The organism is Flectobacillus sp., assembly GCF_049240685.1.
GTDB lineage: Bacteria > Bacteroidota > Bacteroidia > Cytophagales > Spirosomataceae > Flectobacillus.
In genome coordinates this window covers 1-11,256 of record NZ_JBMLSD010000126.1, presented here as the reverse complement: position 1 = coordinate 11,256, position 11,256 = coordinate 1, and the positions used below count along the sequence as shown (strand labels likewise).

The 11,256-nt window shown below is 37.9% G+C and carries 9 protein-coding genes; all 9 read right to left on the bottom strand.

The features are described 5' to 3' along the window. Positions 1 to 328 precede the first annotated feature (328 nt). The 9 genes from ACOVQ4_RS05850 to ACOVQ4_RS05810 all read right to left on the bottom strand — a co-directional run bounded on the left by ACOVQ4_RS05850 (position 329) and on the right by ACOVQ4_RS05810 (position 10,791). Positions 329 to 1,699 carry a sigma-54-dependent transcriptional regulator gene (locus ACOVQ4_RS05850; protein ID WP_421819717.1) on the bottom strand — a complete coding sequence of 457 codons (1,371 nt, stop codon included), beginning with the start codon at positions 1,697 to 1,699 and terminating at the stop codon, positions 329 to 331. Next, positions 1,692 to 3,956, bottom strand: a complete 2,265-nt coding sequence (locus ACOVQ4_RS05845; RefSeq protein WP_421819716.1) for a tetratricopeptide repeat-containing sensor histidine kinase — start codon at positions 3,954 to 3,956, stop codon at positions 1,692 to 1,694. Before ACOVQ4_RS05845 ends, ACOVQ4_RS05850 begins: the two co-directional genes overlap by 8 nt. An 84-nt stretch (positions 3,957 to 4,040) precedes the next feature. After that, complete coding sequence (locus ACOVQ4_RS05840; RefSeq protein WP_421819715.1) at positions 4,041 to 4,514, bottom strand: Dps family protein; 474 nt, start codon at positions 4,512 to 4,514, stop codon at positions 4,041 to 4,043. 162 nt (positions 4,515 to 4,676) lie between these two features. Then, positions 4,677 to 5,120, bottom strand: coding sequence for a DMT family transporter (locus ACOVQ4_RS05835; protein ID WP_421819714.1), 444 nt, complete (start codon positions 5,118 to 5,120; stop codon positions 4,677 to 4,679). Continuing rightward, complete coding sequence (locus ACOVQ4_RS05830) at positions 5,113 to 5,571, bottom strand: DoxX family protein (RefSeq protein WP_421819713.1); 459 nt, start codon at positions 5,569 to 5,571, stop codon at positions 5,113 to 5,115. Before ACOVQ4_RS05830 ends, ACOVQ4_RS05835 begins: the two co-directional genes overlap by 8 nt. Positions 5,572 to 5,643: 72 nt before the next feature. Then, positions 5,644 to 6,579 carry a ring-cleaving dioxygenase gene (locus tag ACOVQ4_RS05825; RefSeq protein ID WP_421819712.1) on the bottom strand — a complete coding sequence of 312 codons (936 nt, stop codon included), beginning with the start codon at positions 6,577 to 6,579 and terminating at the stop codon, positions 5,644 to 5,646. Between the two features lie 21 nt (positions 6,580 to 6,600). Beyond that, positions 6,601 to 7,977: an alginate export family protein gene (locus ACOVQ4_RS05820; protein ID WP_421819711.1), complete on the bottom strand. Its 1,377-nt coding sequence runs from the start codon at positions 7,975 to 7,977 to the stop codon at positions 6,601 to 6,603. Positions 7,978 to 8,124: 147 nt separating this feature from the next. Then, positions 8,125 to 9,903, bottom strand: a complete 1,779-nt coding sequence (locus ACOVQ4_RS05815; RefSeq protein ID WP_421819710.1) for an amidohydrolase — start codon at positions 9,901 to 9,903, stop codon at positions 8,125 to 8,127. Positions 9,904 to 10,101: 198 nt separating this feature from the next. After that, positions 10,102 to 10,791: a hydrolase gene (locus tag ACOVQ4_RS05810; protein WP_421819709.1), complete on the bottom strand. Its 690-nt coding sequence runs from the start codon at positions 10,789 to 10,791 to the stop codon at positions 10,102 to 10,104. Positions 10,792 to 11,256: the final 465 nt, after the last annotated feature.

Genomic DNA, 11,256 nt, shown 5'->3' with positions numbered 1-11,256 from the left:
AGCTAGTTCGAGACTTAGTCTCGAACTAGTAATTTCATTTACTTCCTTACTAAGTATTAGTGCTGAATTATGAGTTGTGAAATGTGAATGTAAAAATTTAATTATCAATATCTTACATCTTCAATTGATTGAATCTAATTCTGCACGATTACTTAAGTCAGTAAGTAAAATAAAATTAAATATTGTACTTTAAGCTTTCAGGTAAGGGCTTTCGGAGGTGAGCATTGGGAAAAGCATGACTGTGGTTATTAAAAGGCATTTTAATACTCTTTGCCTTGTGCCTGTTGCCTTGTGCCTAAACAGATAAATTAAATCTAATTGTGCACGCTTATTTATAAACCAACTTAATCCCGTGTTTCTTTATTTTAGAATACAGGGTTTGTGCCGATATGCCTAAAAGTTCTGCCGCACCACCTGCGCCAGACACTCTGCCGTTACTTACTTTTAAGGTATTGATAATGTGCTCTTTTTCCATTTCTTCCATGGTCAGAATCGCACTTGCCTGTTCGGGCTCTATCTGATTAATAGTTTTTGATTCAGGAATTGAAAGTACGTTTATTTCGGCATTATTGGCTAAAAGGACTGCTCTTTCGATACAGTGTTCTAATTCTCGAATGTTTCCGGGCCACGTGTAATTTTTGAGCTTTTCTAATGCCGCATGATTGATGCCCGTAATTTTTTTACCCAACAACAATCCATATTTTTCAATGAAATAATAGACTAAATCTTCAATATCCTCTTTTCGTTCACGGAGTGGGAGTAGTTCTAAAGGAAAAACATTGAGACGATAATAAAGGTCTAGCCTAAAACGACCATCCGACACTTCTTTTTCCAAATTACGGTTTGTTGCAGCAATAACTCTAATATCGACTTTCAAGGTAGTATCGCTACCTATTCGCTCAAATTCTTTTTCTTGCAAAACGCGTAACAGCTTTACTTGTGCTTCAAGAGGCATTTCTCCGATTTCATCCAAGAAAATAGTACCTCCATGCGCCTGTTCAAATTTCCCGATGCGTCGTTGGTGTGCACCTGTAAAAGCTCCTTTTTCATGCCCAAATAGCTCAGATTCAATAAGATTGACAGGTAAGGCAGCACAATTTACCGTAATAAAGGGTTGTGTATTACGATTGGATAAAGCATAAATAGCCTTGGCGACTTTTTCTTTACCAGTTCCAGTTTCGCCCAAAATTAACACAGAGGTAGGCGTATTGGCTACTATTTGGATTTTATGAGTTAATTCCTTTGCATAAGGACTTTTACCAATTAGCCCAGTGACTTCAGAAGTGAGTTCAACCTGTGTTTCGGTCTTAATAAAACCTCTTTCAATACCATATCTATGGCGCGCAATATCGAGCATGACAAATAAATCTTTGTCACGAAAAGGTTTTACCAAAAAACCATAAGGTTGTGTTTTTTTGGCAGATTCAAGGCATGAATGATTGGTGTTTGCAGAAATAAATAGAAAAGGAATATTTCTTTTATGCAGAATCTGGGCTAAATCTATACCTGTCAAATCACCCTTAAGAATCACATCAATCAAGACCCAATCGGGTTTCTTTTCCTCAATATATTGTAAGGCTCTTTCTACAGAAGAGGCAATTCCTGTTACTAAATAGCCCCCTTTGGTGAGCATAAGCTTGAGGTCATACGCCACAATAAATTCATCTTCAACGATTAATATTTTATCCTTTTTAGACATTCACTAACTCTTTATGTAAGGGAAAAACAACCTGAACCTTTACGCCATTATCGCTTATAATTTCTACATTTCCGTCTATTTGCTCTGCCAATCCATAAATCAGATTGACGCCCAATGACTCGGAGGTATGTTGTAAAAAATCATCTGGAAGCCCAATGCCATTGTCACGTACTCCCAAATGTACAAAGTTTTGGTTGTCGAGTTGGAGACAAATACGAATTATGCCACTACTTTGATTAGGAAAGGCATATTTGATAGCATTATTAATTACTTCATTAAGAATTAAGCCTACTGGAACGGCCTGAGAAACATCAAGAATTACATCTTCTAGAACGTAGTCGATGGTAATATTTTGCTTAAAATTCGAGTATTCTTTTACATACGAAATCAGTTCAGCAATATACCATCGCATATCAATGGTTGAAAGTCCGTCTGTTTGATATAGTTTTTGATGTATCAGTGAAATGGCTTGCATTCGTTGTTGGCTTTTCTGAATAGCCACAATGGCGTCTTGATTATTGAGATGAGCCGATTGTGCATTGAGAAGGCTAATTACGACCTGCAAATTGTTTTTTACGCGATGATGAATTTCTCTTAGAAGCCACTCTTTTTCACTCAGAAGCTTTTTGAGCAAATCATTTTGCTTGTTAATCTCAACTTGTTTTTTCTCGAGTTGTAAATTAACTTTTTGCTTAAGTCGGTATCGACTCACAGAAATTACCAATAAGAGTAATAAAATTACAGCGCCAGCAATGATATTGACTTTTAGCACTCTTTCATTTTGGATAATGCCATTCTGAATTTCTGTCTTTTGTTGTAAAATTTGGATATTCTTATCTTTTTGTTCGGTTTCAAACTTTACTTGAAGATTGATAAGTTGCTTGGCTTTTTCGATATTAAGTAAAGAATCAGACGCCACTTTATATAGTTTTAGGTGCTTTACAGCATCTTGAAGCCTGCCTAGAGCAGAATCAGCTTTATAAATATTCTGATAAGCTAAGGAAAGATAAAGGTAGTTTTTTTCTTGAATAGCTATTTTTTCGTAATCCAAAAGCAGTGGATAGGCCTTTTTATATTGATGTGTTTCTATCAAATATCGTGTGATGCTATTGAGATAAAACTTGTAATAAGCCTGTTCTGGGCTGAGTTTTGAAAATATCTCCCAGACCTTTTGATAATGCGGTTGAGCTTTATCAAACTCTCGAAGCCCAATATAAATATTCAAATACAGATAAGGAATCCGCCCTATCATTTCTGCACTCAAATCTTTGGCATATTTTTTTTCGAAAAATATTAAATCTTTTAGTGCGCCTTTATAGTCATTGATGCGGGCTTTAGCAGTAATAATATTACCCGAAATCATCTGAATATAGCTTTTCTCTTGATATTTCTTGGCGAGAACCAATGCCTTTTCCCAATAGGCAACAGCGGGTTTTTCTTGCTTCAAATAATAATATACCAGAGCAGTAGTATTGTAAATGCTACTCATTTGTAAAGATGAGTCTTTGAGCGACTCAGCGATTTTTACAGCGGAGATACTATTTTCAAGTGCATTATCGTACTTACCCATTTGTATATAAACATTGGCCATAAGTTTATAAACGCCTTGGGTATCAGGTATTTTAGCCTTTCGAAAAGCAATGAGTGCTGCATGTAGTTCTTTCAATGATTGTTCTTTCTGATTATCAATAATCAATAAATCTCCGAGCATTTGCCTTGCAGGAGCTTCTTTTTCGTAGGCTTTGGCTTGTGAAAAATAAAAGATGGCTTTTTGATAAAACTGTATTTTTTGCTTGATATGTTGTTCGTCTTGCTCTATTAAATGCCCTTCTTTTTCAAAATAATCGCCTTTTTGTTCGGGCAAATTATAAAGTTTGGCAAAACCTAAAGCTTTCCGAAACATACCTCGTCCTTCAGCTCGGAACCCTTTTTCCAACAAAATACTACCTCTTAAATACAAACTTTTGACATATTCTTGGTGCAAATTATTTACTACGCTTACTCGGGTGGCTTCTTCGGCCAAGGTTGAGGCACTATCTAAATCCGATTTTAGTTCTCCATCTCGCAACAAATAATGGTCACTCAAAAGTAAAAGGGTATTCACTTGATTTACAGGCGTAACTTTACCTTTGAGTACACGCTTAAGTGAGTCGGCTTGGGCTAATGTGAGTACTTTAGCATTTGCCTCAAAGTAGCTCAGTAATCCTGTGGCAAAGAGCAATAAGCCTATTTTTGGGAGAAAGGAAAAAGTTTTCATCGTGATTCAGAATAACAAATGGCGATTGAGAGGTAATAGAAGTAAGACAACGGCCTTGCTTCTATTACTAAAATTACACAAATTTTACTTTAAATGCGCTCTTAGCATCCAAGCCATTTTTTCGTGATTTTCCATCAAGCCAGTAATAAAATCACTGGTGCCGAGGTCATGTAAGTCGCTAGCAAAACGATTTATATTTTCTCGTAAATGAAATATAATCGTCAGGTGGTCTTGCAATAATTCTTTGATAAGTCCAAAACTCGTATTTTCTTCGCGAGTTTCTTCTGTCAAACGTGTAAGTTGTGCATAACGTTTGAGCGTAGCAGGAGCAAAATGACCAATCGCACGAATACGTTCGGCAACATCGTCGATAATGTCGTCTAATTCCTCATATTGTTTTTCGAAGAAAAGGTGCATATTATAAAAATCTGCTCCTTCTACATTCCAATGCGCATTGCGTGTTTTGGTGTACAAAACAAACTCATCTGCTAATAACTTTGACAGCTCTAAAGCTATCTCCAAACGGTCATTTTCTTTGATACCAATGTGTGTTTCCATGATTTATAAAATGTTTTGAGATAATCTGGGAATGATGAGTTGTGAATTGTGAGTTATGAATTAGGGCTTGTCCTTTGTGCTTGCCTAAAAGTTCGACAGGAATTCTAATGTTATAATTTTGCTTAATGCCTAATGCCTAATGCCTATAGCTTACAGCCATATTTAAAACTTTCGAATAATTACTACGCCAGCAATGATGAGTAAAATCCCTAGGATACGATGTAGATTGATAGGATGTGGGTGTGGTACTAGTAGGTTGAAATGGTCTAGTAACAAGGAAATCAATAATTGTCCTGCCACGGCCAACCCAAAAGTTAATGCTGGCCCGAGCCTAGGAAATGCCAACACCATGACGGTTACATAGAAGGCACCAAGCAAACCAGCCACCCACAAATGAGCAGGAGCGGATTTTACTGACCCTAAAACAAGTGCTTCTCTGTTGACAGCCACATAAGCAAGCATACCAATAGCTCCAACAATAAAAGAAATCAGGGTAGCCCATGAAGGACTATCAAGTACTTTGCCCATACGGGTATTGAGTCCCGCCTGAATCGGTAACATAGCTCCAGCCATAATCACCAATAATATCCAAATACCTTTATTCATCGTAATGAGATTTAGAAAATAAGAAATAGTCTAAACTATAATTTCCTGCTCCTGCGAAGGTTAGAAAAATGAAGGATAGGCTATACATAAAGGGCGTATCTTTGACCAATAAGGAATCTCCTGCATGTACAACCAAATATCCCATCAGGGTCACACACCAAATAGGGATAGTAGAAAAACGGGTGAATAAGCCTAAAATCACAAATATCGGACAGACTAAATTTGCGGTAAGAATAGCGCCATCGTTCAACCATACAGGTAAGCCAAAAGGATTCGGAATATGCTCCACTACGCCTGTTGTGATACCTAATTTTTTGAGACCATGAACCAAAAATAGCTCCGTCCCCAACGCCACTCTGTAAATCAACAATAGAATATCCCATGATTTTTGTGGTAGATTACCTACTAATAATAGGTTAGATAACCACTGATTAAAAGGTTCTGATTTCATACATATTTATTAGGTTGAAGAAAAAAGGCATTATACAACTATTTGAGAATACTTTTAAAATCACACATTCACTCAATATATCGGCGTGAGCGTATTTTCTATTTCAGTTCTAAAGCGTTCGAATTGGATAGGCAACTTCAGTGATTGTCCCAATTCTGCGAGAGGTTCATCAACATCAAAGCCAGGACTATCCGTTGCCACTTCAAATAAAACCCCGCCAGGTTCACGGAAATAAATAGAATGAAAATAAGTTCTATCCATAATAGGTGAAACATGCAAATCTGCCTCTAAAACCTTTGCTCTTTGTAGTTCAATAAATTCATCGGTTGGTGTTCTGAATGCCACGTGATGAACGATTCCAGCAGCAATCATGGCTTCTGGTTCATCAGGCAATTCAAGAATATCGATATATGCAGCATTGGATTCAAACTGGTGAGATAGTCTCGTAAATGCACCTTGCTTGCTTGAAACTGTATATCCTAGTAGTTCTTTTAGTACCTCAACACTTGGTTCAGTTTCGTTAAGTGTGAGGGTTATTCCATAAAAACCTTGTGTTGCATATTGAGCAGAGATATCGCTGGTCGCCCAAGGCTGGGATGTTTTACCTTTTTCTGTTTCTATCAGTGCCAAGGATAAACCATCAGGATCTGCGAAGGATAGGATATTTTCATCAAAACCATCATTTTGCTCTACAAAACGAATGTTATTTTGTGCCAAACGTTTTTTCCAGAAATCTATACTTCCAACAGGAATCGCAAAAGTAATCTGAGAAACTGTTCCCGCGCCAGGGATGCCTTTTACTTCATCACCCCAAGCAAAAAATGTCAGAATCGTTCCGGGTGAGCCTGCTGTATCTCCAAAATAAAAGTGATACGCATCAGGAGCATCGAAATTGACCGTTTTTTTGACTAATCTCAACCCTAATATTTTGGTATAAAAATCGTAAGTTCTTTGGGCATCGCCAGCAATTGCTGTGATATGATGTAGCCCGTATGTGAGGTTTTCCATGAGCTTAAATATTGTTTTTTGCTAGAACTTTACTTGCGTAGTAAGCGCTGTCATAAAAATGTCTTTTCCTGCGCTTTCTGCTTGAATAAAAGGACCTGAAGCAAACCAAGTAGCTTCGAGTCGGAGGTAAACAAAAGGATTGAGTTGATAATTAAAATCCATCGCCAACTGAGTACCGATGAACTTTTCTTCAGTATTTTTTCCTGCATAAATCACCGACATATTCGGCGCATATATACCATCATGCTTACTCAATCGCCAAAAAATATCGTAATCCATACCCCAATTAAGTCTATCCGTCAATTCTAAATCAATAGAAGGATGAATATCAAATAAATTGGAAGGTCCAATAAGTGCTGCCAGACCAAAATAGGCTCCTTTGGGATACAAGGGGTTGAAAGTCTCTACTCGATTATCGTTAGGGATTTCATCACCCGAAATAGCTTCAGTTTTTAAGCCAAACTTTGGTTTTAAACGCCATTCATCTTTTTGAAAAGTAGTATTGGATGAAACCGTCCAAGCTCGAATCGTTTTATCTTGAAAAGTCCCAAACTGATAAACTCCTTCAAAATCATATTGCCAAGCGCCAGAGGTTTTCCAAATTCGAGTACCGACAGAGTGACGAAGTTCTTCGCCTTTTCCTGCTACGAGTGTGGCTGTTTTTTTCCAAATACCCAAGTAATAAACATCGATATTGTTCAATACAGGAGCATGATTAATGACCGAATAAAGCCCCCAAAATTTAGCATTTTCATTAAAATGGTCATCAAAAATTCCTGCTTTGTTGGCGACGGGATGCGAGTAAAAAGCATCGGATTTAAAGTTTTTTTGTTGGTAAATAAGCTTCAAGGCATCAAATGCCATTCTGTTGTTAGGCGCTTCACGGACAGCCACTAATCGCTGCGAACCATAAGATAATTCTTGCCGCCCGATGCGAGTGGTCAGTGTAGTTTGTGATGAAGTGTTCCATTTGGCCTCAACAAATGCCTGATGTAAATCCAGAGGATTTTCTTCGACGACACTTGGTGCTAAACGACTATTGGCCATACTGCTTTGCAATTGTACAAAAGCCCTCAAATGCTTGTTTAAATGCCAATCTGCATGACCTAAAAAACGGGTGAGTAAAAATCCATCTTTGTCGGGAGTGGCATCGCCCCAGTCTTCATTTTTTAAGTAAAAGTATTGATAGCGTACTTCTCCACCCAAAGATAAATAGGGCAGTTTTTGATGCTTAACGAATGGGATAAACTTAATTTTATCGTAACTGCCTGCGGTGCTATCACGTTTAATCTTAGACCAATCTTCGTCATAACGAAGTGGTTTGAAAAGCGAAGCTTTTTGAGCATAAGCACTGATACTTCCTAAGAAAATACCCAATGCTAAAATCGCGGTTTTCATACGGTATAACGAAGATTAAGTAAAACAAAATTGGGCATTAGGCTGTAAGCTGTGGGCTGTAAGCTGTAGGCTAAAGTAGTTTCTTAAGAAATTATCAGAATTTTAGCCTATTGCCTGTAACTTAAAGCCTAAAGCATATTCTCACTATTACTTGGTTTGGTAGCCTCCATAATATTTGACTGGGCTCCAGCTCGGAATTACCTCTAAAGGTTGTGGTGCAATGGCTTTAAAATCTCCTTTGCCATAAACTACTTTCCCATCGAGAATCGTCAATTCTGAAGTAATTTCCTTGATTTTTTCTTCTTCTATGTTGAAGTAATCATCGCTCAATACCACTAGGTCGGCTAAATAACCTGAAGCAATTTTCCCTTTTTGTTTTTCTTTAATTAAATCATATCCTCCTGCTGTATACAATTGGAGTGCAGTTTGTCGATCAAGCGTATTTTCTTTAGCCATTACCTGATTGCCTCCCAATGATTTTCCTGAAACTATCCAGTACAATGACATCCATGGGTTGTAGGATGCTACGCGCGTTCCGTCAGTACCCAGACCAACTGGGATACCCAATTCAAGCATTCTTTTAACGGGAGGACTATTCAAGGCAGCTTTTTTGCCATATCTACGAATAAAACTTTCTCCTTGATAAGCCATACGGTGCTGAATCGCAATACCACCACCCAAGGCTTTGATGCGTTGCATATTTTCTTCAGTGACAGTTTCGGCATGATCAAAAAACCAAGTTAGTCCGTTGAGTGGCGTTTCTTTGTTTACTTCTTCGATTACCGCCAAATCTCTTGAGATACTTTCGTTATAAGTAGCATGCAGTCTGAATGGCCAACGATTTTTTACTAATAATTGTAAAACAGGCTTCAAGGAGTTTTCCATAGTTGCTGGCAACTCAGGACGAGGGAAAAGAAAATTCTCAAAATCAGCCGCATCAGCCACTAAATTTTCGCCACCACCTTCAACATGATAATCTACCTCGTTATGTCCATTTGGATGCGAAGCGTCCAAATCAACCATACCAACCCATTTGTTATAGTCGCTTAGTTCAGTTCCTTTTTTCTGAGCAAATAAGTAATAGGGCAATCGAACGGTTATTTTTCCTGCTCGGTCAAGCGAATCTGTGATTTTGTAATCATCAGGGAAGTTCTGGAAACCGCCACCTGCATCCATTACCGCAGTCACACCCAATCGGTTGAGCTCGGTCATGTACTGTAAAGTCGAATTAATTTTTTCGTTGAGACTAAGCTCAGGTAATTTTGCTAGTGTAGAATACAAGATATAGGCGTTGGGCTCAGCGGCTAATAATCCTGTTGGGTTTCCGTGTTCATCTTTTTCGATTAAACCACCCATTGGGTTAGGCGTATCTCCATTGATATGAAGTTTTTCGAGACCAGCCTTGTTGAGCCACGCTTTTCCATAGAGATATAAAATAAAAGTAGGAGTATTACCTGTAGCTTGGTTGATTTCCTCAATCGTTGGCAAACGTCTTTCTTCAAATTGGTATTCGTTCCAGCCACCAACTACACGAACCCACTGACCTTCTGGCGTGCGTTGTGCCTGTTCTTTGAGCATTTCTAATGCTCTTTTTAGGGATTTAACGCCATCCCAACGTAATTCGGTATTAAAAAATCTTCCCCCACGGATTACGTGTAAATGACTATCAAAAAGCCCAGGGATAACGGTTTTTCCTTTAATATCTACCACTTGTGTTTTGGAAGATTTGTAGGATAAAATTTCTTTGGTACTTCCTACTGCCAAGACTTTGTTTCCTGCAATGGCAATAGCTTCGGCATTACTCTTTTGAGCGTCAAGGGTATGTACTTTGGCATTAATCAAAACCATATCAGCTTTGATTTTTTGCCCAAAACCTTGAGAAATGACAAAGGTTAAGAGAATAGTGAGTGCGGTTAACTTCTTCATGGCAATAAGAAAGGTTGGGGTAATAATGCTGAATTGTCAGTTATGAATTGTTAATGTAAAGTGTTACTATTTAACACTTTACATTAACAATAATTTTAATTTTGCTCGCTTTAAGCCTTAGACTTTCGACAAACATATTCCTCATGAATGCAAAGAATCTTTTTGGCTTAATGCCTACCGCTTATAGCCTATTGCCTATTAATGTTTCAACATTTCATGAGCATATTGGATACCGATACCGTAAGCACCACCGTATTTTTTTACCAAGTTGGTTACAGGTACATAAGTCTCGCTTCTTGCCCAGTCTCTCTGTAATTCAAGTAGGTATTGGATAGATGTCATTGGGTGCGCACCTGCTTGTACCATACGTGCGATAGCTTGGTCATGAGCCTCTTTTGAAACGTCACCACTAGCATCCGTTATTACATATACGTCATATCCTTCGCTGATGGCAGACAATACTGGACCTACAATACAAACGCTAGTCCACAAGCCAGCAAAAGCGATTTTCTTTTTGCCTTTATCAACAATCGCTTTGTGAGCATTTACATCTTCCCAAGTATTCATGGTAGTACGGTCGATGTATTTGGTAGTTGCTTGAGGGTAAAATTCAGATACTTCAGGAAAAACAGGACCACTAAATGATTTTTCGGCTACCGTTGTTACAACCGTTGGTACATTAAAGATTTTGGAAGCACCTGCTACGATGGCCGTATTGTTACGTAATTCGGTCATATCGATATTTTTTGTAGCAAAACCCATTTGGCTCTCATGGTCGATAAGTACCAAAGCATGGTTACTTGGACTCAACAACATAGGAGATGGTTTTTGTGCTAAACCAATAAATGAAACAAGAGCGAATGCGATAGATAAGATGGACTTTTTCATGGTTTTAAATGTTTATTGTATTGTGTTGTGAAAATTTTGGGCAATATTTTTCCGCCTCCCAAAATCGGGAGTTGAGCGACATTGCAGGTTTTTTGAGTATGAATTTTTAGCTTTAAGTTTCCGGGCAAAATTAAAATAATTTTACCCGCCTTAAGCTCTAGGCTTTATGCTGTAGGCTAAACGTTAAATAGTATTTCTCATAAAATAATTAAGGCTTTTTTGCCTAATGCCTACGGCTTAGAGCCTAAAGCTTATTCATGCAATTTTATTTTGCTTGAATACTTACAAAACCTTCAAAGTGTTATTGATTCTCTGTCGTTGTTTTGTTGATTCAAAATTACTACAAGCAATAAACCTGTGCATTGATGTATGTTAAGTAATGATTTGACTGGGCTTTCGGCGGTCGGCTATGGGCAATCGGCAAAATGTCTCCATTATTGTATTCTATCTGTGGTCAGTGAGACA

Excerpts from the sequence above, each read along its gene's own strand:
- ACOVQ4_RS05850 (WP_421819717.1), bottom strand. The coding sequence starts at position 1,699 with ATGTCTAAAAAGGATAAAATATTAATCGTTGAAGATGAATTTATTGTG.
- ACOVQ4_RS05845 (WP_421819716.1), bottom strand. The coding sequence starts at position 3,956 with ATGAAAACTTTTTCCTTTCTCCCAAAAATAGGCTTATTGCTCTTTGCC.
- ACOVQ4_RS05840 (WP_421819715.1), bottom strand. The coding sequence starts at position 4,514 with ATGGAAACACACATTGGTATCAAAGAAAATGACCGTTTGGAGATAGCT.
- ACOVQ4_RS05835 (WP_421819714.1), bottom strand. The coding sequence starts at position 5,120 with ATGAATAAAGGTATTTGGATATTATTGGTGATTATGGCTGGAGCTATG.
- ACOVQ4_RS05830 (WP_421819713.1), bottom strand. The coding sequence starts at position 5,571 with ATGAAATCAGAACCTTTTAATCAGTGGTTATCTAACCTATTATTAGTA.
- ACOVQ4_RS05825 (WP_421819712.1), bottom strand. The coding sequence starts at position 6,579 with ATGGAAAACCTCACATACGGGCTACATCATATCACAGCAATTGCTGGC.
- ACOVQ4_RS05820 (WP_421819711.1), bottom strand. The coding sequence starts at position 7,977 with ATGAAAACCGCGATTTTAGCATTGGGTATTTTCTTAGGAAGTATCAGT.
- ACOVQ4_RS05815 (WP_421819710.1), bottom strand. The coding sequence starts at position 9,903 with ATGAAGAAGTTAACCGCACTCACTATTCTCTTAACCTTTGTCATTTCT.
- ACOVQ4_RS05810 (WP_421819709.1), bottom strand. The coding sequence starts at position 10,791 with ATGAAAAAGTCCATCTTATCTATCGCATTCGCTCTTGTTTCATTTATT.